At 70.7% G+C, this 23859-nt stretch carries 26 protein-coding genes and 1 tRNA gene; 11 read left to right on the forward strand and 16 right to left on the reverse strand.

All coding sequences use genetic code 11. The annotated features are described in order from the left end of the window. The first annotated feature begins 43 nt into the window (after window positions 1–43). Window positions 44–349 carry a hypothetical protein gene (locus P9K36_RS04715; RefSeq protein WP_043755759.1) on the forward strand — a complete coding sequence of 102 codons (306 nt, stop codon included), beginning with the start codon at window positions 44–46 and terminating at the stop codon, window positions 347–349. Here the strand turns inward: P9K36_RS04715 and P9K36_RS04720 are convergent. Beyond that, window positions 324–1829 carry a PLP-dependent aminotransferase family protein gene (locus tag P9K36_RS04720; RefSeq protein WP_043755761.1) on the reverse strand — a complete coding sequence of 502 codons (1506 nt, stop codon included), beginning with the start codon at window positions 1827–1829 and terminating at the stop codon, window positions 324–326. The two genes, P9K36_RS04715 and P9K36_RS04720, sit on opposite strands and share 26 nt — an antisense overlap. A gap of 98 nt (window positions 1830–1927) precedes the next feature. Between P9K36_RS04720 and P9K36_RS04725 the strand changes: the two genes are divergently transcribed. Together P9K36_RS04725 and P9K36_RS04730 are read left to right on the forward strand one after the other, a co-directional pair. Beyond that, on the forward strand, window positions 1928–2554 hold the full coding sequence (locus P9K36_RS04725; RefSeq protein ID WP_043755763.1) for an FMN-binding negative transcriptional regulator: 627 nt from the start codon (window positions 1928–1930) through the stop codon (window positions 2552–2554). Continuing rightward, window positions 2551–3267, forward strand: a complete 717-nt coding sequence (locus P9K36_RS04730; protein ID WP_043755764.1) for a GNAT family protein — start codon at window positions 2551–2553, stop codon at window positions 3265–3267. Before P9K36_RS04725 ends, P9K36_RS04730 begins: the two co-directional genes overlap by 4 nt. A 7-nt stretch (window positions 3268–3274) precedes the next feature. Here the strand turns inward: P9K36_RS04730 and P9K36_RS04735 are convergent, their stop codons facing one another. Continuing rightward, window positions 3275–4822 carry a GMC family oxidoreductase gene (locus P9K36_RS04735; protein ID WP_043755767.1) on the reverse strand — a complete coding sequence of 516 codons (1548 nt, stop codon included), beginning with the start codon at window positions 4820–4822 and terminating at the stop codon, window positions 3275–3277. After that, window positions 4819–6246: an alpha/beta hydrolase gene (locus P9K36_RS04740; protein ID WP_043755769.1), complete on the reverse strand. Its 1428-nt coding sequence runs from the start codon at window positions 6244–6246 to the stop codon at window positions 4819–4821. Before P9K36_RS04740 ends, P9K36_RS04735 begins: the two co-directional genes overlap by 4 nt. A gap of 125 nt (window positions 6247–6371) precedes the next feature. Here P9K36_RS04740 and P9K36_RS04745 point away from each other — a divergent pair, with 125 nt between their 5' ends. After that, window positions 6372–7124, forward strand: coding sequence for a GNAT family N-acetyltransferase (locus P9K36_RS04745; protein WP_043755771.1), 753 nt, complete (start codon window positions 6372–6374; stop codon window positions 7122–7124). A gap of 49 nt (window positions 7125–7173) precedes the next feature. Here P9K36_RS04745 and xseA read toward each other — a convergent pair whose 3' ends face one another. From xseA to P9K36_RS04775, 6 genes are all read right to left on the reverse strand, one after another. Continuing rightward, the gene (xseA, locus tag P9K36_RS04750; RefSeq protein WP_111474213.1) at window positions 7174–8874 is read right to left on the reverse strand and encodes an exodeoxyribonuclease VII large subunit; all 1701 of its coding nucleotides are present in this window, start codon (window positions 8872–8874) and stop codon (window positions 7174–7176) included. A gap of 80 nt (window positions 8875–8954) precedes the next feature. Then, window positions 8955–10427: an MDR family MFS transporter gene (locus P9K36_RS04755; RefSeq protein WP_043351996.1), complete on the reverse strand. Its 1473-nt coding sequence runs from the start codon at window positions 10425–10427 to the stop codon at window positions 8955–8957. A 164-nt stretch (window positions 10428–10591) separates the two neighbouring features. Then, window positions 10592–11908 (reverse strand): MFS transporter, encoded by a 1317-nt coding sequence (locus tag P9K36_RS04760; protein ID WP_043383873.1) that lies wholly within the window; start codon window positions 11906–11908, stop codon window positions 10592–10594. Further along, window positions 11908–12114 (reverse strand): hypothetical protein, encoded by a 207-nt coding sequence (locus P9K36_RS04765; RefSeq protein ID WP_043755776.1) that lies wholly within the window; start codon window positions 12112–12114, stop codon window positions 11908–11910. Before P9K36_RS04765 ends, P9K36_RS04760 begins: the two co-directional genes overlap by 1 nt. A gap of 67 nt (window positions 12115–12181) precedes the next feature. Then, on the reverse strand, window positions 12182–12439 hold the full coding sequence (locus P9K36_RS04770) for a hypothetical protein (protein WP_043351991.1): 258 nt from the start codon (window positions 12437–12439) through the stop codon (window positions 12182–12184). A 109-nt stretch (window positions 12440–12548) separates the two neighbouring features. Continuing rightward, window positions 12549–12812, reverse strand: a complete 264-nt coding sequence (locus P9K36_RS04775; protein ID WP_043351989.1) for a hypothetical protein — start codon at window positions 12810–12812, stop codon at window positions 12549–12551. A 539-nt stretch (window positions 12813–13351) separates the two neighbouring features. Between P9K36_RS04775 and P9K36_RS04780 the strand changes: the two genes are divergently transcribed. Then, on the forward strand, window positions 13352–14368 hold the full coding sequence (locus P9K36_RS04780; RefSeq protein ID WP_111474210.1) for an NAD-dependent epimerase: 1017 nt from the start codon (window positions 13352–13354) through the stop codon (window positions 14366–14368). 246 nt (window positions 14369–14614) lie between these two features. Further along, a complete protein-coding gene (locus P9K36_RS04785) occupies window positions 14615–14980 on the forward strand; it encodes a cytochrome c family protein (protein WP_024831013.1) in 366 nt (121 codons plus the stop codon). A gap of 66 nt (window positions 14981–15046) precedes the next feature. On the opposite strand, the gene P9K36_RS04790 is transcribed toward P9K36_RS04785, so the two are convergent. The 3 genes from P9K36_RS04790 to P9K36_RS04800 all read right to left on the reverse strand — a co-directional run bounded on the left by P9K36_RS04790 (window position 15047) and on the right by P9K36_RS04800 (window position 16787). Continuing rightward, window positions 15047–15565: a MarR family transcriptional regulator gene (locus P9K36_RS04790; RefSeq protein ID WP_043383865.1), complete on the reverse strand. Its 519-nt coding sequence runs from the start codon at window positions 15563–15565 to the stop codon at window positions 15047–15049. A 128-nt stretch (window positions 15566–15693) separates the two neighbouring features. Continuing rightward, the gene (locus P9K36_RS04795; protein WP_051044825.1) at window positions 15694–16569 is read right to left on the reverse strand and encodes a site-specific tyrosine recombinase XerD; all 876 of its coding nucleotides are present in this window, start codon (window positions 16567–16569) and stop codon (window positions 15694–15696) included. A gap of 65 nt (window positions 16570–16634) precedes the next feature. Continuing rightward, entirely contained in the window at window positions 16635–16787 is a 153-nt protein-coding gene (locus P9K36_RS04800) for a hypothetical protein (protein ID WP_043351982.1), read from the reverse strand. A 255-nt stretch (window positions 16788–17042) separates the two neighbouring features. Between P9K36_RS04800 and P9K36_RS04805 the strand changes: the two genes are divergently transcribed. From P9K36_RS04805 to P9K36_RS04820, 4 genes are all read left to right on the forward strand, one after another. Further along, the gene (locus P9K36_RS04805) at window positions 17043–17654 is read left to right on the forward strand and encodes a shikimate kinase (protein WP_051044824.1); all 612 of its coding nucleotides are present in this window, start codon (window positions 17043–17045) and stop codon (window positions 17652–17654) included. Between the two features lie 19 nt (window positions 17655–17673). Continuing rightward, entirely contained in the window at window positions 17674–18819 is a 1146-nt protein-coding gene (aroB, locus tag P9K36_RS04810; RefSeq protein ID WP_111474209.1) for a 3-dehydroquinate synthase, read from the forward strand. 110 nt (window positions 18820–18929) lie between these two features. Beyond that, window positions 18930–19005, forward strand: a tRNA-Thr gene (locus tag P9K36_RS04815). Between the two features lie 808 nt (window positions 19006–19813). Further along, window positions 19814–21292, forward strand: coding sequence for a PAS domain-containing methyl-accepting chemotaxis protein (locus P9K36_RS04820; RefSeq protein WP_043755788.1), 1479 nt, complete (start codon window positions 19814–19816; stop codon window positions 21290–21292). 112 nt (window positions 21293–21404) lie between these two features. Here P9K36_RS04820 and P9K36_RS04825 read toward each other — a convergent pair whose 3' ends face one another. Next, entirely contained in the window at window positions 21405–21875 is a 471-nt protein-coding gene (locus P9K36_RS04825; protein WP_043755790.1) for a hypothetical protein, read from the reverse strand. Between the two features lie 346 nt (window positions 21876–22221). Here P9K36_RS04825 and P9K36_RS04830 point away from each other — a divergent pair, with 346 nt between their 5' ends. After that, complete coding sequence (locus tag P9K36_RS04830) at window positions 22222–22638, forward strand: hypothetical protein (RefSeq protein ID WP_043755792.1); 417 nt, start codon at window positions 22222–22224, stop codon at window positions 22636–22638. 8 nt (window positions 22639–22646) lie between these two features. On the opposite strand, the gene P9K36_RS04835 is transcribed toward P9K36_RS04830, so the two are convergent. The 3 genes from P9K36_RS04835 to P9K36_RS04845 all read right to left on the reverse strand — a co-directional run bounded on the left by P9K36_RS04835 (window position 22647) and on the right by P9K36_RS04845 (window position 23785). Next, complete coding sequence (locus P9K36_RS04835; RefSeq protein WP_043351974.1) at window positions 22647–22844, reverse strand: hypothetical protein; 198 nt, start codon at window positions 22842–22844, stop codon at window positions 22647–22649. A gap of 140 nt (window positions 22845–22984) precedes the next feature. Then, window positions 22985–23356 (reverse strand): hypothetical protein, encoded by a 372-nt coding sequence (locus P9K36_RS04840; protein ID WP_043351972.1) that lies wholly within the window; start codon window positions 23354–23356, stop codon window positions 22985–22987. Between the two features lie 93 nt (window positions 23357–23449). Next, complete coding sequence (locus P9K36_RS04845; protein WP_148311215.1) at window positions 23450–23785, reverse strand: hypothetical protein; 336 nt, start codon at window positions 23783–23785, stop codon at window positions 23450–23452. Window positions 23786–23859: the final 74 nt, after the last annotated feature.

The raw sequence follows: 23859 nt of genomic DNA on the forward strand, positions 1-23859 counted from the left end.
CCTCCATTGCATCGACCGCCGCGCGCCGCGGCCCCGCCGGGTCGTGCTGGCGCTCTTCACCATCGGCGCGCTCGCGTGGCTCGCGCAGGGCAGGCGGGCGGGGCGTCCCGCGCCGGTCCGGATCACGGCTCAGGCCGGCTGGACGCCTGTGACCCTCGCGCCCTTCCGGGGCGCAAGGCTGCTGCGGGTCACGGGGGAGACCGCCTTCAGCCTGCGCATCGACGGGGAACGCATCGTGCGCGTCGCACCGGACCGCGGCGCGACCGTCCGGATGAAGGCCCTGCGGAGCCTGGACGTGCGGGCCGACCAGGGGCGCACCGTCGTCACGCTGACACCGCGACCGGAGTGATCGGGACGGCGCGCAGGGTCTCCGCCAGGCGCAGCACGGCCGGGTCGATCGCCCGCTCCGGCACAGCGGCATAGCCGAGCAGCAAGCCCGGCTCCGCCGGCCCGGCATGATAGGCCGAGAGCGCGACCGCGGAGATTCCCGCCCGGCCGAGTGCGGCTGCGGCGGCCACGTCGGTGAGGGCTGCGGCCCAGGCTGGCCCCGGCCGGGCGATGACGTGCATCCCGCCCTCCATGGGGGCGATTACGGCGACATCCCCGGCATGGCGGCGCGCGGCCTCGATCAGCGCCTCCTGGCGCAGGGCGTAGAGGCGTCGCGTCCGGCGGAGATGGCCGGCGAGGTGTCCGTCCTCGATGAACCGGGCCAGCGCCCACTGACCGATCCCGGGCGGGGCGGGCCCCGTCTCCGCGAGGGCCTGATTCACCGGCGCCACGAGCCCGCGCGGCAGCACGAGATAGCTCAAGCCCAGTGCGGGGAGCAGCAGCTTGGAGAAGCTGCCGACATAGATCACCCGTCCACCGCGATCGAGGGCCCGCAAGGGCGCCAGCGGACGCCCGGCATAGCGATAGGCTCCGTCGTAGTCGTCCTCGACGATCCAGCCCGAGACCGCCTCGGCCCAGGCCAGGAGGTCGAGGCGGTTCTCCAGGCTCATGGCGTACCCGAGGGGGTAATGGTGGGCCGGCGTCACCACCGCGAGCCGCGCCTCCGCCGCCGGCGCGGCGGCCAGGGCCACCGACAGGCCGCCTGGACCGACCGGGACGGGCACCGGGCGCAGGCCGGCGCTGGCGAGGGCCTGCGCGATGCCGGGGAAACCCGGCTCCTCGACCAGGGCGGTCTCGCCGGGATCGAGCAGCAGCTCGGCGAGCAGGCGCAGGCTCTGGCGGATGCCCGCCGTGACGATGACGTCCTCGGGCTCGCAGGCGACGCCGCGGGCCTGTGCCAGATAGGCGGCGATGGCGCCGCGCAGGGCCGGCGATCCGCGCGGGTCGGGCTTCTCCGTCGGACCGTGGCGCCACTCGGCCTGGAGCAGGCGAGCCCAGACCTCGAACGGGAAGGCGTCCTGCGCAGGCCGGCCGAGGGCGAAGGCGTCGGGCACGCCCGGCCCCGCCATGTAGCGCCGTGCCGGAGCGGAGACGAGGCGGGCGCCGCGGCCCGACAGGTTCGGCGCCGGCTCGGCGCCCGGTCGCCGGATCGGGCCTGGCGCGGGGAGCGCGTCGTCGGGAAGGGTCGCGGCGACGCGCGTCGCCGAGCCCGGCCGCGCCGTCAGGTAGCCCTCGGCGGTCAGCTGCTCCAGCGCCAGGACCACGGTTCCGCGCGCGCAGCCGAGATCGGCCGCCAGGACCCGCGAGGCCGGAAGCCGGGCCCCGCGCGGCAGGCGGCGGTCGAGGATCGCGGCGCGCAGGCCCTCCCGGAGCTGCGCGTGCAGCGGCGTCGAGGCAGCGGCATCCAAGGCCAGCGTCAGCGGCAGGGGGCTTCGGGACATGGCGCAAACTGGTCCAGTTGCAGTTCGAGAATTGGACCTTTCGCCTGGACCGCCGAACGGTCAAGCACGCGTGGGCATCACCGCCGCAGGACGGACCCATGTACCAGCCGCCTCACTTCCGGGACGATTCGCGCGCCGCTCAGCACGCGCTGATCCGCGCCTATCCCCTCGGCCTGCTGATCACGGCCGGCTCGGGCGGCCTGACGGCGAACCCGATCCCGTTCCTGCTGGATGAGGCCGGGCCGCACGGCGTGCTGCGGGCGCATATCGCCCGCGCCAACCCGCAGGGCCTGGATCTCGCCGCGGTGGAGGAATGCCTGATCGTGTTCCAGGGGCCGCAGGGCTACGTCACCCCGAGCTGGTACGCGAGCAAGCGCGAGCACGGCCGCGTCGTCCCGACCTGGAACTACGCCACCGTCCATGCCTGGGGCCGGCCGCAGATGATCGAGGATGTGGAGTGGCTCGGGCGCCAGGTCGCCGACCTCACCGCCCTGCGCGAGTTGCCGCGGGCCGAGCCGTGGGCGGTGGCCGACGCGCCGGAGCCCTTTGTGGCCGCCCAGGTCCGGGGAATCATCGGCATCGAGATTCCGATCACGCGGATCGAGGGGAAGTGGAAGATGAGCCAGAACAGGCCCGAGGCCGACCGACACGGGGTCATCGCGGGGTTGCGCGCCGAGGGCGAGGCGGGTCTCGCCGGGCTGGTCGCCGAGCGGAGCGGCCTGTGAGCGCGCGCTTCAACGCCTTCGGCCAACCCATCGGCCCGGCGCTGCCGGACTGGAGCCCGCGTCCGCGCCCGCCGCGGACGCCCATGGAGGGCCGCACCTGCCGGCTCGTCCCGCTCGACGCCGCCGCCCATGGCGGGGCCCTGTTCGAGACCTACAGCGCTGCCCCCGACACGCGCGGCTGGACCTACCTCGGCGACGAGATGCCAAAGAGCGCGGCGGCCTACCGGGCGCGGCTGGAAACCCAGCAGACAAGCGAGGATCCGCTGTTCTACGCGATCCTCGATCCCGCGCGCGGCGACGCGCTCGGGATCGCCTCGTATCTCCGGATCGATCCGGGTAACGGCGTGATCGAGGTTGGCCATCTCCATTTCGGGCCGCGTCTGCAGCGCTCGCCCGCCGCCACGGAGGCGATGGCGCTGATGATGACCCGGGCCTTCGAAGAACTCGGCTACCGGCGCTACGAGTGGAAGTGCGACAGCCTCAACGCCCCGTCCCGGGCGGCGGCACTGCGGCTGGGCTTCACCTTCGAGGGCATCTTCCGCAACGCCGTCGTGGTGAAGGGCCGCTCCCGCGACACGGCGTGGTTCTCGATCACCGCCGCCGAGTGGCCGCGGGTCCGCGCCGGCTTCGCCGCATGGCTGGACCCGTCGAATTTCGACGGGGAGGGCCGGCAGCGGCACGGGCTCGCGGACCTGCGCGCCGCTTCGGGCTGAGGCATCCTCAGGCCCGACCGGCCAGGAACGCCTCCGCACTGCGCAGGCTGAGCGCCATGATGGTCAGCGCCGGGTTCGCCGCGAGCGAACTCGGGAAGGTCGAGCCGTCGCAGATCCACAGGTTGTCGATGTCGAAGCTGCGGCCGTGCGGATCGACGACGGCGCTCGACCCGTCGCGGCCCATCCGGCAGGTCCCGAGCGTGTGGGCGACGCGCTCCAGCACCCAGATGTCCTCGGCCCCCGCCTCCTCCCAGAGCCCGCGCATGACCTTCGTGGCATGCGCGTTGAGGCGGTCCTCGTTGGTGCCGTAGCCGAAGCTGATATGGGCCTTGCGCATCCCGTGCGCGTCGGTCTCGTCGGCGAGGGTCAGCACGTTGGCGTCGCAGGGCAGGGTCTCGCCGTTGATGCCGATGCCGGCGAGGCGGTTGTAGCGGTCGAGGTAGTCGAGGAGCGGCTTCCCCCACAGGCCGCGCCCCCGCGCCACCGCATTGCCGAAGGTCACCGGCACCACGCCGAGGCTCTGGATGAGGTAACCGCCGGCGAAGTCGGCGCCGGCGCGGATGAAATCCTCGGTGATCAGCGAGGACGGATAGCCCCGGTTCATCCGGACCTCGTTGTCGAAGGTGCCCCAGACCTGGGTCGCCACGTGCCCCATGTAGTTGCGCCCGATCTGGCCGCTGGAATTGGCGAGCCCGAGATTGAGCAGCAGGCGCGGAGTCTCGACGGCCCCGGCACAGAGGAAAACGGCGCCGCACCGCTGCCGGCGATCCTCGCCGTCCTGGCGGTAGACCACGCCGGTGACCCGGCCGTCGGCAGCGCGCTCCAGGCCGTGGACGAAGGCCTCGGCCCGGATCTCGGCACCGTGGGCCACCGCGTACGGCAGGTAGGTCACGTCCATGCTCGCCTTGGCGCCCGTGCGGCAGCCCTGGTGGCAGAAGCCACAATTGATGCAGGCGTTGCGGCGGGGTCCGTCCTCGGACTGGAAATCCTGGGAGACCACGGCGGCGGGCGCATCCGCCCACCGGATGCCGCGGGCCTCGCAGGCCCGCGCCATGATGTCGGCCGGGCCATTCCGCGGGACCGGGGGCAGGGGATAGCGCCGGCCGGCATCCCACGGATAGCTCGGCGCGCCCGACACGCCGAGAAACCGCTCCACCCGCTCGTAGAACGGAAGCAGGTCCTCGTAGGTCAGCGGCCAGTCGACGCCTTCGCCGGTCTCCGTATGGAGCCGGAGGTCGCGGGTGTCGGCCCGGGGCACGAAGGCACCCCAGTGCAGCGTCGAGCCGCCGACACCCGTGCCGCTGTTGTTCGCCCCGAAGGCCTCCGGGGTCGCGCCGCCGCTCAGCCGCTCCTCGGTCCAGTAGATCTCGTCCGCCAGCGTCTCGTCGAAGGCGAAGCGCTCCGGCGTGAAGTTCGGTCCAGCCTCCAGAGCCACGACCCTGAGGCCCGCGGCGGCGAGGCGCGCGAGGAGCGGCGCGCCGCCCGCGCCAGTCCCCACCACGACCGCATCGACGACGTCGTCCGCGCGGTAGGTCCGCATGCCCGCGAGATTCATCGTCCTGCCTCCGTCTGCAGCGCTTGGGGCTCCCAGGGTTCCGGCGCGTCGAGCCCGACCGCGTGGAAGCCCGGCAGGCCGTCGGCGATTTCTCCCGGCCGGTCGCCGCCGGCACCGATGCCCGAGAAGCCGATCCGGGCCAGCGCAGCCGGGTGGCCGAGCCAGAGCCGCACCGCGTCGGCGCGGAGATCCTCGAACCAGAACCGCATCCGGTCGGCGTCGAGCCGGCCTCCGAGGGCGTCCGTGACCGTCAGATCCCCACGCTGGCAAAGGGTGAGCAGCGCGTCCTGCCGTGGCGCGTCGAGGGTTGTGAACGGGCGGCCCTGCGCGGCCCGGGCTGCGGCATCCAGGGTGCGCAGGGCGGCGCGGTAGGCGTCCGCGTCCGGCGGTAGGGCCGAGAAGCGCCAGCCGTCGCCGGCGCCGGACGCCAGCCGCCGATCGAGGCGGGCTGCGAGATCGAGATGCGGCACCGGCATCACCCGGGCGAGGGCGGCCCGCAGGATCGCGAGTTCCACAGGGTCGATGGCTGCCGGTCGATAGGCGGGGTCGTCCGGCGCGGCGCGCTCCGCGAGCGCCTGGCGCAGGCGGCCGTTGACCCGCTCGGAGGCGATCAGCGCCGCGTAGTCCGGCGCCACCGCCGGGGCTGCCTCAACCGGTCGGCGGGGCCGGTCGTCGACATGGGCGCGCAGCCCGTCGGCCAGGGCGGCCGGCCGCTCCAGCGGCAGGAGATGGCCGACGCCGTCGACCGTCACGAGGCGATGATGTGCGAGGTGGGGCGCCGTCAGGGCCTGCTGCGCGTCGGGTCCGAGGTCGGCGTCCTCGGATCCGGCCAGAATCAGCGCCGGGGTGCGCAGGACGCCGACGCGGCGGCACCAATCCTCGTTGGCGCCCGCCTCGAGCCAAGCCTTCCAGGCGGCCGGCGCGGCCCGCAGGACGTCGGCTACCGCCCGTTCCTCGGTCTCAGGGTCCAGCCGGTCGCCGACATTCGCGCGTATGAAGGCCTGAGCCTCGCGCCGCCGCGTCTCGGGATCCGCATCGATCCAGGCGAGCATCTTGGCGCGCCGGTCCTCCGGGATCGGCTCCGGGCTCGGCGGCGAGCCGGAGACCAGGATGAGATCGGTGAGGCCGGTCAGGCCCGCTTCGCCATCCTCGGCCCGGCGCGCCAAGGCCAAGGCGACCTTTGCCCCCATGCTGTGACCGGCGATCCCGAACCGGGCCGGAGCCCGCGCGCGGATGGCTTCGGCCACGTGATCGGCCATCGCGGCGACGGAATAGCCCGGCGTGCCGGCGGCATCGCCGAAGCCCGGCAAGTCGACCGGCACACATGTCAGCGGCGTCCCCGCGAGGGCACGCGCCAAAGGCTCCCAGCTTCGGGCGCTGCCCCCCAGGAAGTGAAGGCAGAACAGGACTTCAGGTTCGGACATTGCGGAGACATCGCGCGGTGCCAGAGTGCTTCAAGCGTACGCGACGCCGCATGGCCGACGTTTTGCCCCGGACCGAACGGTCAAGCCGGGACGGCGTGCGATCAGGGCATACGGAGGAGACCGTGGTGACGGATCTTGAACAGGCCTGGCGCGTGGAAGAAGCCTGCCTCAACGCCTGGCCGAGCCCGCGCGAACTCCTGATCCACGGCTACCTGCTGCGCGCCGCGGGCGGGCGTTCGAAGCGGCAGAATTCCGTGACCCCCATGCGGGGGAGCGGCGCGCCCGGACCGGCCATCGAGGCCGCGCGCGCCATCTACGAGCGTCTGGGGCGGCGCGCGATCTTCCGGATTCCGGCGATCGCTCCGCAGATGGAGCCGCTCCTGTCTCACGCGGACTTCGCCGTCGTGGACGAGACCTGCACGCTGCTCCGCGCGCTCGATGACCTGCCGGCGGTGCCTGAGCCGGCAGCGACGGTCGCCGCCGTCCCCGGTGAGGACTGGCTGGCGGTGCGCGATGCCGTGAACCACGCGGACGCCGCAGCCGCGCAGGTCTTCCGCGACACCGTCGCCGCCCTGTCCCTGCCGCGGGCCTTCGCGGCGGCCGCGGCCGAGGGCGGGATCGGCGCGATCGCCTTCGGGGTGCTCGACGGTGGTTGTCTGGTCATCGAGGCGGTGGCCACGCCCGAACCCCTGCGCGGCCGCGGCCATGCCCGGCGCGCCGTGGCCGCGCTGCTGCGCTGGGGGAGGGCGGAGGGCGTCCGGGCGGCCTGCCTGCAGGTCGTCGCGGCGAACACGCCGGCGCGGGCGCTCTACCGCGCCCTCGGCTTCGAGCGCGAACTGTACCGCTATCACTATCGGGTCGGTCCGGAGCCCGGCTGAGACGCGAGCCGGATCGCGGCCCAGTCCCGCACCCGCTCCGGCCGTCGTCTCAGGCGTCGAAGAGCGAGCCCTGCCGCGTCGGGGCAGGGCGCGTACCGGTCCGCCTGCCCGACGTTGCCGGCGAGGCCGCGCCGCCGCGACGCGCGGGCTTCGCCGACGGGGATGGATCGGACGTCCCGGACGGATCGGCCGTCCCGTCGGGCACGGCCGTCACGGTCCCGTCGGCGAATTGCAGACTGAGGCGGGTGGCCGCCGCCGCATCCGCGGCGCGGCGCATCGGCAGCCCCGCGGCATCGCGCACCAGCACGTAGCCGCGGTCGAGCACGGCGCGGTAGCTGAGCGAACCGAGCAGGCCCGCCAGCCCGTCCAGACGGTCGCGGCGGCGCTCGATACTGCGCGCCCCGGCCTGGGCGAGGCGCTCCGACAGCGCGTGCAGGCGGTCGGTGTGGCGCGCCTGCAGCGCCCGGGCCCGTTCCAGGCCGGCCTCCCGCGCGACGACGAGGCGCCGCCCGAGCTGGATCAGGGCTTCGCCCTTGCGCTGGACGTCGTTGCGCAGGGCATTGAGCGGCCGGTGGTCGATCCGCGCCAGCCGCGCGCGGGCGTTGGCGAGGACCACGTCGGGCGAGCGCCGGGCCATCCGGTCGAGGAGGAGCTGGAGCCGCGCGCGATGGCGGCTGGCGCCCGCCGCGAGGGCCGGGGCGAGGCGCGCCTCGGCGAGGTCGAGCCGCTGGCGCTTGGCCGCCAGCAGGGCGTCGGCACTGGGCAGAGCACGTCCGAGGGCGCGCAGATCCGACCGGTCGCGGTCGATCCGGCGCCCGACCGCCCCTCTGCCACGGGCGGAGAGGTCCGCCACCGTGGCGATCAGGTCGGCGCGGACCGGCACCGCCATCTCGGCGGCGCCCGTCGGGGTCGGCGCCCGGCGGTCGGACACGTAGTCGATCAGCGTGGTGTCGGTCTCGTGCCCGACCGCCGAGATCAGCGGGATCGCGCTCTCGAAGGCGGCGCGGACGACGCATTCCTCGTTGAAGGCCCAGAGATCCTCGATGGAGCCGCCGCCACGGGCGACGATCAGCACGTCCGGGCGCGGGATCGCGCCGCCCGCCGGAAGCGCGTTGAAGCCGCGGATCGCGGCCGCGACCTCCTCGGCCGCGCCGTCGCCCTGGACCCGCACCGGCCAGACCAGGACGGGCCGCGGGAACCGGTCCTCCAGCCTGTGGAGGATGTCGCGGATCACCGCGCCGGTCGGCGAAGTGACGACGCCGACGACCTGCGGCAGGTAGGGGATGGGCCGCTTGTGCTCGGGGGCGAACAGCCCCTCGGCGGCGAGCAGCTTCTTGCGCTCCTCCAGAAGAGCCATCCAGGCCCCGAGACCCGCCGGCTCCAGGTTCTCGATGACGATCTGATAGGAAGACTTCCCGGGAAAGGTGGTGATGCGACCGGTGGCGACGACCTCCAGCCCCTCCTGGGGGCGCTGGCGCAGGCGGCCGAACACACCCTTCCAGACCACCGCGTCGATCCGCGCCTGCCCGTCCTTCAGGGAGAAATAGGCGTGGCCCGAGCCGTGCTGGCCGCGATAGCCCGAGATCTCGCCGCGCAGGCGGACATGGCCGAAGGCGTCCTCCAGCGTGCGTTTCAGGGCACCGGCCAGTTCGCCCACCGACCATTCGGGCTGGTTGGCATTGAGCACGCGGGTCGGCGGGATATCCGCCGCGGGCTGGGCTGCGGGGCGCGGGGGCGGCACGAGGGGCATGGCCGGACGCTAGGGGGCTCCGGCAGGACAGTCAAAGGTCCGCTGTGGAGATGCGGTCGTTCGGCCGGAGCGCTGCGACGCTACTCCACGGCGAGTTCGCGCGGACGGTCCGAGATCGCCACCCGCGGAACGAGGAGCGACAGGAGCAGCGTCAGCACCGCCACGACGAAAACCGTCCAGAACGTGCCGTGCAGGGCGTGCTGCAGCCCGTGCCGGATGGCTTCGCCGCCGGCGCCGAGGCTGCCGGGATCGTCGAGCAGGCGGCGGAGCTGGTCGGAATTCACCGCCGGGCCGCTCGACGGGTGCGCCAGCCGGTAGTTCAGCACGGCGCCCAGCACGGTGGCGCCGAGGGTCGAGCCGAGATTGCGCGAGAAGATGTTCGAGGCCGTCGCCGCCCCGCGCTGCGCCCAGGCGACGCTGTCCTGGATGATCACGATGGCGGCGGTGGACAGGAAGCCCATGCCGAGCCCCATCACCACGGAGCCGCAGGCCGCCACCACGGGGGATGTGTCCGGCCCGAGCGCCACGAAGGCGATCGCGCCGAGGGGCAGGAGGGTCGCGCCGACCAGCAGGATCGGGCGCAGGCCGAACCGCACGAAGCTGCGCGCCGCCGTGGTGGCGCCGATCGGCCAGCCGAGGACCATCAGGGTCAGCGTCAGGCCGGCGATGAGGGGCGATTGCCGCAGAACGCCCTGAACGTACATCGGCAGGAACGCCGTGAGCCCGATCACCGTCATGCCGGAGAGCAGCGTCGCGGTGTTGGCCGTCGCGATGGGGCGCTGCATCCACAGGCGGATGTCGAGCATCGGATCCGGGGCGCGCCGCTCCTGGACGACGAACAGGATCGCGGCCACCACGAAGGCCAGCGCCGGCCACAGGGCGGCTTCGGCCGATTCACCGGCCTCGGTCAGCGCGAGCATCAGCGCCGCGATGGCCGCGGTGAACAGGGCCGCGCCGATCACGTCGATCTGGCGGCTGCGGCGCTCGACGCCCTCGTGGAGGAAGCGCAGGAACAGGCCGGCCGCGATCACGCCGATCGGCAGGTTGATCCAGAAGATCCACGGCCAGCTCAGATGGCCGATGATCAGGCCGCCGACCAGCGGCCCGGCCACCGACGAGATCCCCCAGACACTGGCGAGGAAGCCTTGGACCCGGCCGCGCTCGCGGGCCGAATACAGGTCGCCGACGATGGTCAGGCTCACCGGCTGGATCGCCCCGGCGCCGACGCCCTGCACGAGGCGGAACAGGATCAGCGAGGGCATCGACCACGCGAGCCCGCACAGCAGGGAGCCTGCGAGGAACACCGCGATGCCGAACAGCAGCACCGGCCGGCGCCCGTAGAGGTCCGACAGCTTGCCGAACACCACCGTGGTGGCCGTCTGGGTCAGCAGGAAGGAGGCGAACACCCAGGCGTAGAGGTGGAGGTCGCCGAGCTGTCCGGCGATCTGCGGCATCGCCGTCGAGACGATCGTCGCCTCGATGGCGATCATGAACATCGCCGCCATCACCGCGGCGAGGACCAGCGGGCGGCGCGTCTCGGAAGGCTTCGGCATGGCGCCGGTCTAGGCCCCACGAGCGTGCCGACCTAGCCTCGAAACCGGAGACCGGTTCTCTGGCCGCGAGAGCCGTGCGCGAGCGCACATACACCGGCACCTGGCCCCGCGGCGCATGCATGAGCATGGCGCCGCGATGCTCAGGGCGCATGCGGCCGGTCTGTTCAGGCCTCCGCGTCGGCGTCGAGGTCCCGCCCGCGCGTCTCCGGCAGCAAAAAGGCGGCAACAGTCCCGACGAGGCTGAACGCGGCGAGATAGTAGGCCGGCGCGAGCCGGTCGCCGGTCGTGGCGATCAACCAGTTCACCACGTAGTTGGTGCTGCCGCCGAACACCGAGACCGAGACCGCGTAGACGATCGACAGCCCGGCGCTGCGGACGGCCCGCGGCAGTGCCTCCGGAATGCCGACGATCACCGCGGCGGCGTTGATGGAAGACAGCGCCGAGAGCAGGAAGGTGACCGCGTAGACGCTGGCGGCGCTCGGCGCCTGCACGACCCAGGCGAAGGCCGGAACCGCCAGGATCAGGATCAGCGCACGCGGCCAGATCATCACCGGCCGCCGGCCGACCCGGTCGGCGAGCCAGCCGCCGAGCAGCGGGAAGATCACGGAGGCGAGCCCGAGCGCGATCGGCACCGCCGTGGCGGCCGTCTCGCTCAAGCCGAGCGTCGCGCCGGCGAAGACCGGCATGTTGGTGCCGACCGCGTTCGACACGGTGGAGGCGGCGATGACCAGGAAGGTCAGGCCCAGCAGCCGGCCATGCTCCCGCAGCAACCGGCCGACCACCGCCAGGGTCGAGGCGGCCGCGTCCGGATCCTCCTCGGCGCCGGCCGTCTCCGGCAGATGACTGCGGATGACGAGGCCGACCGGCACCACGCACAGGCCGAGGGCGAACATCAGCCGCCAGCCCCATTGCGCCATGGCCTGGTCGCCGAGGACGAGCGCCAGGGCGGTCGCGAAGATCCCGGCGAACAGGGCCGCACAGCCCTGGCTGGCGATCTGCCAACTTGTCACGAAGCCGCGCTTCTCCGGCGGCGCCGCCTCCAGCAGGAAGGCGGTGGACGGGCCGACCTCGCCGCCGAGGGCGAGCCCCTGCACGAGCCGTCCGGCGATGACGATCACCTGTGCCCAGCCGCCGATCGTCGCGTAGGCGGGGCAGGCGGCCAGCATCAGCATGCCGACCGCCATCAGCGCGATGGTGATCAGCATCGCGGGCTTGCGGCCGGCACGGTCCGCGAAGGCGCCGATCAGCACGCCGCCGATGGGCCGCATGACGTAGCCAATGCCGAACAGGGCGAGCGACGCCAGCAGGCTGTGGGTCGGATCGTTTGCCGGGAAGAAGGCCTCGCCGATCGGCTTGGCGAAGAAGGCGTAGACCGTGAAATCGTAGAACTCGAGAGCATTGCCCAGGACGACGGCCCCGACCGACTTGCGGTCGAGCGTAGGATGATGTGCGCCGGGATGCGGTGCGGTCCGGGCGTCCATCAGCGGGCCGATCCGTCGACCGGGTGCTTGGCGAGACCGCCGGTCGCGGATTCTGCGCCATCCGCCAGGGCTTCGTCATGACCGGACAGCCGGAGCGCGGGCGCTTCCGTCCCCTGCGCGCAGGCGCGGGCTTTCGCGGCCGAGCCCTTGGCGGATGCGGCTCGGCCGAGCGCGCGGGCATCGAGATCGTTCGGGGGCGAATCCATTCGGGCGCAGCTCCGTATCGGTAGGCTGCGCCGCGATGTAGGGCGCGGATCGCGCGCGTCGTCGCTCTCAGTGACGCGTCGGATCCTCCGACGGCGGAAGCACGACGGCCTCGCTGAACGGGAATTCCAGCACGACCTCGCCGTCATCGTCCATGACCACGAGGCATGCGGTCATCAGCCGGGCCTGATTCTGCGGATTGCGCAGGGCGGCGCGGATCGTCTCCTGGGCCATCTCCCACGCCGCGTCCGGATCGCGCAGCTCGGTCCCGGTCGGGTCGGAGACGACATCCGCGCCGATATGCGTATGGAAGAAGTACCGCGGCATGGCTTTTACCGGCTCGGAGGCGTCCGCCAGGGCGGAGCGATCCGCGATAGGTGGGGATCGCCGGTCCTTGGACCAAACCGCAGCGCAGGCCGCCCAGCCGCGCCCGTCCTCAGCCGTTCGCGGCGCGTCTGTCCGGTGCGGACGGGACCGGGCGGAGGGCCCGCACTTGGCCGGTGACGCCGGCCGCGCGGTGCTGCTTCTCCATGGCCATGAGCGGACGCAGTTCCGGCTCGGCGAAGTCGAGGAGCTTGGCGTTGCGCCAGCGCGGCTTACCGGAGCCGCGGCCGAACCAGCGGGGACGCTCTTCCTCGACCAGCAACACCAGTCGCCCCGTCCAGGTCTTTCGGAACCAGAAACGCCCCGTCAGAGACATCGCTCAATCCTTGCAGCAGAGCCGCCCCCGTCTTGGTGCCTCAATAGCGAACTCGGCGGTTCGCGTACGGTTAGAAGAAGCAGAAGGCCCGACGAAATCCCGCTATCCACAGCAGCCGGCGCAGCGGCACGGCGGGGAGCGCCTACCGTGCGAAGTGCCGGAGGGAGAGTGCCAGGACGACGAGCCAGACGCCCCCCGAAACGGCGAACACGAACCCGCGGAGGATCGCTGTCTCCAGCGCCGCGTGCGCCGAGCGCCGATCCGGTGTTCGTGACACGCCGCCCCTGCGCGAAGGCTCGGGACGCGCTCCGACCGCCCGCTGCTCCGGCACGGCGAGCAGGCGCGTCAGGCTGTCCGGGAGCGGTCGCGGGTTTGTCTGCACGGCACCCGCGAACCTACAGGGCTCAGAGCCGGGGCGACAAGCCGTGCAGGGGCATCCCGGATCGCCGCTCCCGGCGCCCGCTGCGATCCGATTTGTCGGCTTCCGGCCCCATGCTACAGCGCGCGTTCGGCGGGCTTGTCCGCCCGTCGGTCCGCGGATGTCACAGCCCCCTGTCTTGATCACCGGCGTCGCCGGCTTCATCGGGAACCAGCTCGCTTTGCGTCTCCTCGAGTCCGGCCGCCAGGTCGTCGGACTCGACAGCGTCAACGCCTATTACGACGTGCGGCTCAAGGAGGCCCGGCTTTCCCGTCTCGCGGGCTTCGAGGGCCACAGCTTCACGCGGCTCGACCTCGCGGACCGGGACGGCCTCGACGCGCTGTTCCGCCGTCACGACTTCCGGACGGTGATCCACCTCGCAGCCCAGGCGGGCGTGCGTCATTCGCTCACCGATCCCCATGCCTATGCGGCGAGCAACCTCGTCGGCTTCCTGAACATTCTGGAGGCCTGCCGCCACGGGGGTGTGGAGCATCTGCTCTACGCCTCATCGAGTTCCGTCTACGGCGGCGGCACGACCATGCCCTTCTCGGTGCATCAGAACGTCGACCATCCGCTCAGCCTCTACGCCGCGACCAAGAAGGCGAACGAGCTGATGGCGCACAGCTACAGCCATCTCTACGGGCTGCCGACCACCGGCCTGCGGTTCTTCACCGTCTACGGCCCCTGGGGTCGGCCGGACATGGCCCTGTATCTGTTCACCCGCGCCATCCTGGCGGGCGAGCCGATCCGGGTGTTCAACGAAGGGCAAATGCTCCGGGACTTCACCTACATCGACGACATCGTCGCGGGGATTCGGGCTTTGACGGAACGGCCGGCCACGCCAAACCCCGCCTGGAGCGCTGCCGAGCCGGATCCGGGGACCAGCGCCGCCCCCTACCGGATCTACAACATCGGCAACAACGAGCCGGTGGCGCTTCTGGAGATGATTGCACTCCTTGAGGCGGCCCTGGGCCGCAAGGCGGAGAAGATCCTGCTGCCTATGCAGCCGGGCGATGTTCCGGCGACCTACGCCGACATCGACGATCTCGTGCACGAGACCGGATTCCGCCCCGCCACGCCGTTGAAGACGGGCATCGGGCACTTCGTCGATTGGTATCGGACCTACCACGGCGTCTGAGACAGGCGCGGTGAGCGCGCGACCGGCCGCCGGCGGCCGGACGGGGCTTCCGGCCATCCGGGGAGCCAAACCGGCCGCACCGTGTTGAGGCAGGCGGCGCGCCGGGTCGGCCGCCGATCTGAACACGGGCGACGGCTTTGCCAGACTAGGCCGTTGCGCCCGCCGGGCAGATTCATTTAGAGCTATTCCAGGCAGGCAAGCTCTGCCCGCATCGCTGCCGCAACGGTGGCCAACAGGAGGAAATCCATGCGTTCACTCGTTTTCGGCGCCGTCCTTGCCGTTGTCATGCCGCTCGCGGCACAGGCCCAGGAGGCCGGGGATGCGGCCGCCGGCGAGAAGGCGTTCGCTCCCTGCAAGGCGTGCCACAATTTCCAGAAGAACGGCGTGGGCCCTGATTTGAAGGGTGTCGTCGGCCGCAAGGCGGGCACCTACGAGGGTTACAACTACTCCGCCGCCCTGAAGAACTCGGGCATCACCTGGGACGAGGCCAACCTGCACGAGTGGCTGAAGAACCCGAAGGCGAAGGTCCCGGGCACCAAGATGATCTTCCAGGGCTATCCCGACGACAAGAAGATCAACGACGTCATCGCCTACCTCAAGACGCAGTCCTGAGACGCGAATTCGCGCAAGCCAGAACCGGGAGCGACCGCGCGGTCGCTCCCGGGCCGGGTGCGGTCCCTAGTCGGACGCGAGACCTGCCTGAAGGCTCAACCTGAGGGTAACGAGATCGTGAAGGAGATCCTTGCGACCCTGGATGTCGAAGCCGGTCAGGCCGCCCGCCTCGTCGGGGATGCAGGCCAGTTCGTCGCGCAGGGCTAGGCCGGCCGGGGTGAGGAAGATGCTGACCTGACGCTCGTCGACCCGGTCGCGGGCACGGCGAACCCGGCCTGAGGCCTCGAGGCGCTTCAGGAGCGGCGTCAGCGTCCCTGAATCCAGGAACAGACGATTGCCGATCTCCTTCACCGAAAGGCCGTCCTGCTCCCAGAGCACCAGCAGGACGATGTATTGCGGATAGGTCAGCTCGTAGCGCCCGAGAAGGTTTCTGTAGGCGCGACCGAAGGCGTGCGCGGCGGCGTAGACCGCGAAGCACAGCTGATTGTCGAGGCGCTGCCGCTCCTGCTGCGAAGGCTGATCGGCACGCGTGTGCCCCGCCTGATCCAGCTCAGCGCCGATCTGCGAGGCCGAAGGGCCTGACATAGGATAACTCTCTCTGGTAAAGGCTGGCTCGCGTACCGGTATGGCGAAAGGCCCCTCTTAGGCATTTCGCATAACCTATACAATTGGGGCGATCGACCAGGATTGCCACGCGTTCTGTGCGGTGATCCTCAGCCATCCATCAACGGATGCAGATCGCGGACCATCGCCTTCAGGCGTTCATCGAGCACGTGCGTGTAGATCTGCGTTGTCGAAATGTCGGCATGACCGAGCAGCTCTTGGACGATGCGCAGGTCGGCCCCGTTCTGCAGGAGATGGCTGGCGAAGGCGTGACGGAGCACGTGGGGGCTGACGCGGTCCGGATGCAGGCCGGCCGCCGCAGCGAGCGTCTTCAGGTCGCGGGCGAAGGCCTGCCGGGTGAGATAGCCGCTGTCGCTGTCGGCGGGGAACAGCCACGCGGAGTCCTCCGGCACCGCCGGAAGATGGGCCGACATGGCGGCGCAGGCCGCCTCGGTCAGGGGGACCAAGCGCTCGCGGCCGCCCTTGCCCTTGATGAAGAGGTAGCGCTCGCGGCTCACGCCCGCCGCGCGCGGCAGCGCGACCAGCTCCGAGACGCGCAGGCCCGTGGCGTAGAGCAACTCGAGCAGGCACACCATCCGGCGTGCCCGGCGGGCCGGCCCCGGCGGCTGCTCGGCGGCGGCGGCCGCCTGCGCGGTGGCGAGCAACCGGTCGACCTCCGCGATGGAGAGCACCTTGGGCAGCGACCGTCCCCGGCGCGGTCCGGAGACCGCGACGCTGGGATCGCTCTCGGCGCCCCCCTCGGCGTACAGGAACTTGTGGAAACCGCGCACGCAGGACAGGCGCCGCGCTGCCGAGGAAGCCTTGAGGCCGCGGGTCTCGAGATCGATCAGGAAGGCTCGGAGCGTGCCGGAATCCACGGCGTCGAGCGCGGTCCCCGACCGGGCGAGGTAACCGAGATAATCCTCCAGATCGCGCCGGTAGGCGGTCAGGGTGTTGAGGCCGGCACCGCGCTCGGCGGCCAGCATGTCGAGATAGTCGGCGGCCTCGGGGCAGAGCGCCCGGCCGGCATCGCCGGAGACGTCCGACCCGCTCAACGGTTGCCGGGCTGGAGCTTCGAGGCGGGGATGGAAACAGTCATCTCCCGCGGCGTCGGCTGGACGAAATTCGCCAAGGCGAACATCGCAGCGAAAACCAGACCCGCCAGGATCGCGAGGGTGGCGAAGAAACGGAATAGGGTCGGCACGTCGGTCGAACCTCGGGCAGACGGGCGCTGGCGGCGGGAAGGGGGACGGGCGAGGGCTGTCTCCGAGCCGCCGCGGGTGCTCGGGTTCGACCACGCGAACGCGGCGCTGACAAGGCCCACAACGACACAGCGATGCGTTTCGCAGCCCGCTTGAATCGCGCTAAGAGCCTGCCGCAGGATGGAGGCAGCCCGGCGACAGGCGCTCGGGGGCCGGTGAGGAGGCGGGGACGCCACACGGATGCGATGCAGGAGTCGATGCAGGAGGCCATAAGCGAGGAGGCGGCGGGTGAACCGATCGAGGCGCGTCTGCGCCGCGCGCTCGGCCTGCGCTCGATCGTGCTCGTCGGCCTCATGGGGGCGGGCAAGAGCACCGTCGGCCGGCGCCTGGCGAGTCGCCTCGGGCTGATCTTCAAGGATGCCGACATCGAGATCGAAGCGGCGGCCGGCCTGACGATCCCCGACATCTTCGCCATCTATGGCGAGCCGAGCTTCCGCGACGGCGAGGAGCGGGTGATCTCGCGGCTGCTCCGGGCCGGCCCGCTGGTCCTGGCGACCGGCGGCGGCGCCTACCTTCGCGAGGCGACGCGCGCCCGCATCGCCGAATCCGCGGTCTCGGTGTGGCTGAAGGCCGATCTGGACGTGCTGATGCGGCGCGTGCGCAAGCGCGGCAACCGTCCGCTGCTGCAGACCGAGGACCCGGAGGCGACGATGCGGGACCTGATGGCCGTGCGCCACCCGGTCTACGCCGCCGCCGACGTGATGGTCATCTCCCGGGAGGTGTCGCACGACCGGGTCGTCCAGGACGTGCTGGAAGCGCTGGACGCCCATCTCAGCGGCGAAGGCTCCGTCCCCGTTGCCGCCCAGTGAGACCCGAGCGAACCGCCCCATGACCGAGCCGACGCCCCGTCAGGACCTCCTGACCGTCCACGTGCCCCTCGACGCCGGCCGCGCCTACGACATCCTGATCGGCCGCGGGCTGATCGACACGGCCGGCGCCGCCGTGGCCGCGCTCGGGGGACGCCGCGCCGCCATCGTGACGGACGCCACCGTCGGCGCCCTCTATGCCGCGCGGCTTCGCACCAGCCTGGAGCGCGCCGGCCTTCAGGCGGGCGTGGTGACGGTGGCACCGGGCGAGGCGTCGAAGTCCTATGCGGGCTTTGCGGAAGTCTGCGACGGTCTGCTCGCCCTCAAGGTCGAGCGCGGCGACCTTGTCGTGGCCCTGGGCGGCGGCGTGGTCGGTGACCTCGCCGGCTTCGCGGCCGCCACCCTGCGGCGGGGCGTGCGCTTCGTGCAGGTGCCGACGAGCCTCCTTGCCCAGGTCGATTCCTCGGTGGGCGGCAAGACCGGCATCAATGCGCCGCTGGGCAAGAACCTGATCGGCGCCTTCCACCAGCCGCGTCTCGTCCTGGCCGATACGGCCGCCCTCGACACCCTCTCCGAGCGCGAGATGCGCGCCGGCTATGCCGAGGTCGCCAAGTACGGGCTGATCGCCGATCCGGGCTTCTTCGACTGGTGCGAGGCGAACTGGCGCGGGATCTTCTCCGGCGGCCCGGAGCGCGAGCAGGCGGTCGCCTCCTGCTGCCGGGCCAAGGCCGCGGTGGTCACCCGGGACGAGCGGGAGGACGGGGAGCGGGCGCTGCTCAATCTCGGCCACACCTTCGGCCACGCCCTGGAGCGCCTGACGGGCTACGATTCCGCCCGGCTGGTGCATGGCGAGGGCGTGGCGATCGGGATGGCGCTCGCCTTCCGCTTCTCGGCCCGGCTCGGGCTCTGCGGCGGGCAGGATGCCGGCCGCGTCGCCAACCATCTCGCCCTCGCCGGGCTGCCGACCCGTCTGCAGGCGGTCCCGGGCGGATGCGGCACCGTCGGGTCGATTCTCGACGCGATGACGCAGGACAAGAAAGTCCGCGACGGCGCGCTGACCTTTATCCTGGCCCGCGGGATCGGCCAGAGCTTCATCGCCCCGGGCATTGACCGGGCGGCGGTGGCGGCCTTCCTGGAAGACGAACTGGCGTCGCATCGAGACCTCTGAAGTGCTCGATAGTCGGCGGTGGCCTTGCCTAACGCAGGCCGTGCCGCTATGAGCCTGCCACGTCCGGCGCCGCACACTGCGTGCGTCGGTCACGGTTCCTCGGAACCAGGGCCGCAATAGCTCAGCTGGTAGAGCACCTCATTCGTAATGAGGGGGTCGGGGGTTCGAATCCCTCTTGCGGCACCACCACTTAGCCCTGCGCTTGCTGACCGAATGACCGGCCCGGCATGCATATGGCAGGCAGCATGGCGAACAACTCGACCATCTCCGAGCTGCGCTAGGCCGCCGTGGTCAGCGGCCAGGACATCGACGCCACCGTCGATGCGGTGCCGGCCGAGCTCGTCACCGAATCGTATCCGCTCGCGAAGGCTGGGCGCCGATCTCGTCGCGTCCCTCCGTACGCACACCTGGGCGACCGAGGCGCTGATCGCCGACAAGCCGGCGCGCCTGGAGGCCAAAGGCCCAGCCATCAGCCAGAAGCAGCGGACCGCGATCCCGTGGCGCTTCGCGAGGGCTGCTCCCGCCTCTCTTGATGCGAGCCCCGCGGCGTCATGTAACAAGGCTGCTTTCGACCCGCCTCGGTGACACGCGGGAGAATATCAAGGCTGCGCGGGCGGCAGTTGAATGGACGCCTCGCACCACAGCGCGACCGGCGGCCGCGTAGTCGCAATCTCGCGACCAGCTGGCATCGTCATGTCTTGAGCCAGCGCATCTCAATGACTGGATCTACTACTGCAGACCGCGGTGATCTCGTCGAATTCGCGGGGATAGTTATCGAAATTTATCTCTCTGAGCCGCAAGCGATCGGAAATTACATAACCAGCAGCAGATGGCCAGCCGGCAGCAATACGAGAATACGAGACGAATCAACTTAAAGTAGAAAATGCGGAGTTCAATCCTTCTCGAAAAGTCTACACTTAAAGAAAGTTTACTGATATTTTATTAGTTTATGAAAGAATTGGCATAGAAACGTCGATATTAAAAGCAGGTTAAGATGCTGTCTCTCCGTCCCAGCCATCACGCGAAATTGAATGCGCTCGACAGCTCTCACGCACTGATCGAATTCGATCTCGACGGAAAGGTCGTCACCGCCAACGCCAACTTCCTGTCGATCCTCGGCTACCGACTGGACGACATCAAGGGGCGGCATCACTCCATCTTCGTCGACCCGGTCGAGCGCGAGAGCGCAGCCTACAAGGCGTTCTGGGACGCTCTGCGCAGCGGTGTACATCAGACATCTGAATACAAGCGCATCGGCAAGGGCGGCCGCGAAGTCTGGATTCAGGGGAGCTATACCCCACTCATCGGGCGCAACGGCAAACCCTACGGCGTCTTCAAATGCGCCACGGACATCACAGCGCAGAAATTGCGCAACGCCGATTTCGAGAGCAAGCTGAACGCCCTCGACCGCTCGCAAGGGATCATCGAATTCAACCTCGACGGGACGATCATCACCGCCAATGAGAACTTCCTCGCGGTGGTCGGCTACAGCCTCGACGAGGTGAAGGGCAAGCACCATGCGATGTTCGTCGATGCGGCAGACCGCGATACCGCGGCCTACCGGGCCTTCTGGGACCGGCTCCGGAGCGGCGAGTATCAGCAGGCGGAGTACAAGCGCATCGGCAAAGGCGGCCGCGAGGCCTGGATCCAGGCCACCTACAACCCGGTCCGCGACGCCGCGGGCCGCCTCGTGAAAGTGGTGAAGTTCGCCACCGACATCACCGAGGCCGTGGCCGAGCGGCTGCGGCGGGCCGAAATCCACCGGGGCGTCGACCGCGACCTCGACGTCATCAGCGGCTCGATCTCTCATGCGTCGCAGCAGGCGGTGAGCGCGGCAAGCGCGGCCGCGCAGGCCTCAGGCAACACCCAGAGTGTCGCCGCCGGGTCCGAGGAGCTTGCCGCCTCGGTCGGCGAGATCAGCGCCCAGGTGAACCGCGCGCTGCAGGTCACGGGGCGGGCCGTCGAGCAGGCGGTCGCCACCTCGACAGTGGTCGCCGGCCTCGCCTCCGCCGCCCAGCGCATCGGCGAGGTGGTCGAGATGATCAACACGATCGCCGGGCAGACGAACCTGCTGGCGCTGAACGCGACGATCGAGGCCGCCCGAGCCGGCGAGGCCGGCAAGGGCTTCGCCGTGGTGGCCACCGAGGTGAAATCCCTCGCGGCCCAGACCGCGAAGGCGACCGAGAGCATCAGCAGCCAGATCGCGCAGACGCAGGACGCTGCGAATCAGGCCGCCACCGCCATCGCGGGCATCGGGCAGACGATCGGAGAGGTCAACGAGATCTCCTCGGCCATCTCGACGGCCGTTGAGCAGCAGGCTGCGGTCGCCCAGGAGATGTCCATCAACATGCAGGCCATGACCCAGGCCGTAGGGGAGATCAGCCGCAATGTGAGCGTGATCGCCGCCTCGACCCAGGAGGTCGACTCCTCAACGCGGCTGGTGCGTGAGGCGTCACGGGCCATGGTAGCTTAACACCGCCCGTCGCTGCCGCTTCTGCCTCTGCGGTCGTCCGCTCCAGCGCGGGCCGCCGTAAGGCCGTCCGTCGCGGAGCGCGCGAGTCGGTTCGACCGCGGGACCGGGAGGCTCAAGACGGTAAGGCGCCGTCGACCCGTGGCGGCACCTCACGCTTCCGCACGATCCGGGCCCGGTCCCGCAGCGTGACCTCATGGGTCGGCCATTCTCGGCAGGCAGCCTCGAACGCGGCGAGCGCCATCGACAGCGGGTAGATGGTGGCGAGGTGCAGCGCGACGTTGCCGCCGGCGTCGCGCCAGACCTCGATCGTGTAGGGCACCCCAGGCGGCACCGGCGGGATCTGCTTCGCCGGCGGCGGCAGCGTGATCGCGGCGAGGCAGAGGCGCTCGTATTTCCGCGCGGGCGCAGCCCCGGGCCGGCGCTGGTAGCGGCACGACGCCGTCAGGTGGCGGAGCAGATCCACCGTCGGGACGTCGGCGCCGTAGCGATCGATCAGGCTGGCCACGGTGTAGCGTCCCGAGCGCTTGCAGGGCGCGCAGTCGACGTAGACCCGACCAGGCTGGACGTTGCCCAGGCGCCCCATTCTGGTGCTCCTCCGCTTGCGAACGAACGCAGAACAAGCCTGAGGCGGGGGGAAGCTTCAAGGCGCCCGCGCTTCTGATCTTCGCAACCGGTGGACGAATGTGAATGGCGGCCGATTTCGGCTGTCTGGGCATCGGCTTATGAGAGAACCGCGCTCGGATGATATCGGCCCGCGCCCAGGCCATCGCCTGTCTCGGCCTGCGGACCGCCACGAAGAAGCAGCACGTGGCCGAGCATGCCGCCGACCGGCGGTCCGGCAACTGGGGGGCTCGGGGACTCTCACAAGCCAGTGCGTCCGAGAACGATGCCGCCCCACGGTCGAAGGCAGCATCCAAGGAGGAGGCTCCATGAGGCAGGCTGCGAGCGATGAACGGCTCTCCCTCGACGCCGTGTCGGTCGAGGACCTGAACGCCGCCCTCCGCGTGGTCCGGCGGCTGCACCTGGAACTGCTGGGCTTCCTCATCCTGTTGCCGATCGTCGGCATCGGCCTGTCGTGGCTCAGTACGGCCCTCGCACCACCCTATGGCCTCTCCATCTTCGGGCAAGGCCTCGTGACCTGGGGCTTGCTTCTGACGCTCGCCCTGCTGTTCGGGCTGTTCTGGTGGCGGGGACGACAGGTCGGGCTTCTCCTGCACGACCCGGCCATCCTGGCGTCGCCGGAGATGAGCCTGATGTCGGTGCCCGGCGTGTTGGCCGCGCGAGCGCAGGCCCTGGGCCTGGAATGGAGCGGGTTCTACGGGCCGCTCCGCCCGCGCCGAAAGTGAGTCCGCGTCTAGATCAGGCCGCCTGACGATCCCGCGGTCAGCGTCTGGCCAGCCCGGTTCACGAGCTTCGCGAAGGCCAGCGCGGCCGCCGAGGCCTGGGTCTCGGACGGAAAGGTGCGGTCCGATTCCAGGACCGTCATCTGCGTCGCGTCGAGCAACACCCAGGTCCAGAGGTGGCGGCCGGTGGCGCGGATCTCGAAGTGCATGGCAGGCTCGTGGCGCAATGGGACATGCCCGCACCATGCGCCGCGAAAAGGCCTGACGCGTTAATGGCTTGGCCGGCGCAACAACCTGCGTCGGCTAACCGCGCGGTTGCCCCCGACATCCTCGCAGATCACAGGCGGGATCAGCCGCGCCCCTTGGCCGCGAACTCCCAGACCGGCGGTCCCCAGGTCTGACCCGGCTTGGTCCGGTAGCCGGAGAAGCGGTCGAACACGACCCGGTCGGGCTCGACGCCGGTGACCCGGCTGTCGTTGACCATCAGGGCGCCGGCATATTCCACGCGCAGGAATCCGTGCTCCGGATGGACCCCGAACAGTTGCGGCGCGGTCCAGCCGAGCCGATGCGCCTCGGCGCCGAACTGGTCGAGGAAGGCCAGCGCGCTCGCCCGCATCGCCGCCCACTTCGCCGGCAGGAGATACCGGCACGGCGAGGCGTGCTCGGACAGGCGCTCGATCTGGTCGCGCCAGGACGCGACGGCGGGCGGGAGGTCGGACATGACGGCCGGGTTAAGGGGCGCAGACTTAATAGACCGTCATCGGGCGGAGAATGGCAGACGGAGGGAGAAGAACGTCGTGATCGCGCCGCTGCGCTAACCTTGAGCTTCTGACAAGAGCTTATCGCGTGGTTTGTGCTTGGCTCGTTCGTGCGCCAGATTTGGTCGATGTCGCTCGAGGACGCCTATCGTGCTCGGCAGACCGAGCCTGCGTCGAGCTTCCGGGACCTCGATGACGTGGTACTGCGCGTCGACGCGATCAGCGATGACGGCGACCGCATCGCCGCGGGCACGGAAGGCACGATCGTCAGCATGCATGATGATGGTGCGCGCTTCGTCGTGGAATTTTCCGAGCCGGACGGTGTGCTGGTGACAGCTCTGCCGCATCAGCTTCCGCTCGCGAACAGATCGGACGTTGAGCGCGAAGCTCATCCCGGTCCTCTTCACGATCGATGGCCCGATCCCCAAGGCGATCCCGTCAGGATCCGCGCGGCCCCGCCCCGATC

Source organism: Methylobacterium sp. 391_Methyba4 (genome assembly GCF_029691625.1).
In the GTDB taxonomy this organism is placed as follows: Bacteria; Pseudomonadota; Alphaproteobacteria; order Rhizobiales; family Beijerinckiaceae; genus Methylobacterium; species Methylobacterium fujisawaense.

Excerpts from the sequence above, each read along its gene's own strand:
- P9K36_RS04720 (WP_043755761.1), bottom strand. The coding sequence starts at position 1,829 with ATGTCCCGAAGCCCCCTGCCGCTGACGCTGGCCTTGGATGCCGCTGCC.
- P9K36_RS04725 (WP_043755763.1), top strand. The coding sequence starts at position 1,928 with ATGTACCAGCCGCCTCACTTCCGGGACGATTCGCGCGCCGCTCAGCAC.
- P9K36_RS04735 (WP_043755767.1), bottom strand. The coding sequence starts at position 4,822 with ATGAATCTCGCGGGCATGCGGACCTACCGCGCGGACGACGTCGTCGAT.
- P9K36_RS04740 (WP_043755769.1), bottom strand. The coding sequence starts at position 6,246 with ATGTCCGAACCTGAAGTCCTGTTCTGCCTTCACTTCCTGGGGGGCAGC.
- xseA (WP_111474213.1), bottom strand. The coding sequence starts at position 8,874 with ATGCCCCTCGTGCCGCCCCCGCGCCCCGCAGCCCAGCCCGCGGCGGAT.
- P9K36_RS04755 (WP_043351996.1), bottom strand. The coding sequence starts at position 10,427 with ATGCCGAAGCCTTCCGAGACGCGCCGCCCGCTGGTCCTCGCCGCGGTG.
- P9K36_RS04760 (WP_043383873.1), bottom strand. The coding sequence starts at position 11,908 with ATGGACGCCCGGACCGCACCGCATCCCGGCGCACATCATCCTACGCTC.
- P9K36_RS04765 (WP_043755776.1), bottom strand. The coding sequence starts at position 12,114 with ATGGATTCGCCCCCGAACGATCTCGATGCCCGCGCGCTCGGCCGAGCC.
- P9K36_RS04770 (WP_043351991.1), bottom strand. The coding sequence starts at position 12,439 with ATGCCGCGGTACTTCTTCCATACGCATATCGGCGCGGATGTCGTCTCC.
- P9K36_RS04775 (WP_043351989.1), bottom strand. The coding sequence starts at position 12,812 with ATGTCTCTGACGGGGCGTTTCTGGTTCCGAAAGACCTGGACGGGGCGA.
- P9K36_RS04780 (WP_111474210.1), top strand. The coding sequence starts at position 13,352 with ATGTCACAGCCCCCTGTCTTGATCACCGGCGTCGCCGGCTTCATCGGG.
- P9K36_RS04785 (WP_024831013.1), top strand. The coding sequence starts at position 14,615 with ATGCGTTCACTCGTTTTCGGCGCCGTCCTTGCCGTTGTCATGCCGCTC.
- P9K36_RS04790 (WP_043383865.1), bottom strand. The coding sequence starts at position 15,565 with ATGTCAGGCCCTTCGGCCTCGCAGATCGGCGCTGAGCTGGATCAGGCG.
- P9K36_RS04795 (WP_051044825.1), bottom strand. The coding sequence starts at position 16,569 with ATGCTGGCCGCCGAGCGCGGTGCCGGCCTCAACACCCTGACCGCCTAC.
- P9K36_RS04805 (WP_051044824.1), top strand. The coding sequence starts at position 17,043 with ATGCAGGAGGCCATAAGCGAGGAGGCGGCGGGTGAACCGATCGAGGCG.
- aroB (WP_111474209.1), top strand. The coding sequence starts at position 17,674 with ATGACCGAGCCGACGCCCCGTCAGGACCTCCTGACCGTCCACGTGCCC.
- P9K36_RS04820 (WP_043755788.1), top strand. The coding sequence starts at position 19,814 with ATGCTGTCTCTCCGTCCCAGCCATCACGCGAAATTGAATGCGCTCGAC.
- P9K36_RS04825 (WP_043755790.1), bottom strand. The coding sequence starts at position 21,875 with ATGGGGCGCCTGGGCAACGTCCAGCCTGGTCGGGTCTACGTCGACTGC.
- P9K36_RS04830 (WP_043755792.1), top strand. The coding sequence starts at position 22,222 with ATGAGGCAGGCTGCGAGCGATGAACGGCTCTCCCTCGACGCCGTGTCG.
- P9K36_RS04835 (WP_043351974.1), bottom strand. The coding sequence starts at position 22,844 with ATGCACTTCGAGATCCGCGCCACCGGCCGCCACCTCTGGACCTGGGTG.
- P9K36_RS04840 (WP_043351972.1), bottom strand. The coding sequence starts at position 23,356 with ATGTCCGACCTCCCGCCCGCCGTCGCGTCCTGGCGCGACCAGATCGAG.
- P9K36_RS04845 (WP_148311215.1), bottom strand. The coding sequence starts at position 23,785 with ATGAGCTTCGCGCTCAACGTCCGATCTGTTCGCGAGCGGAAGCTGATG.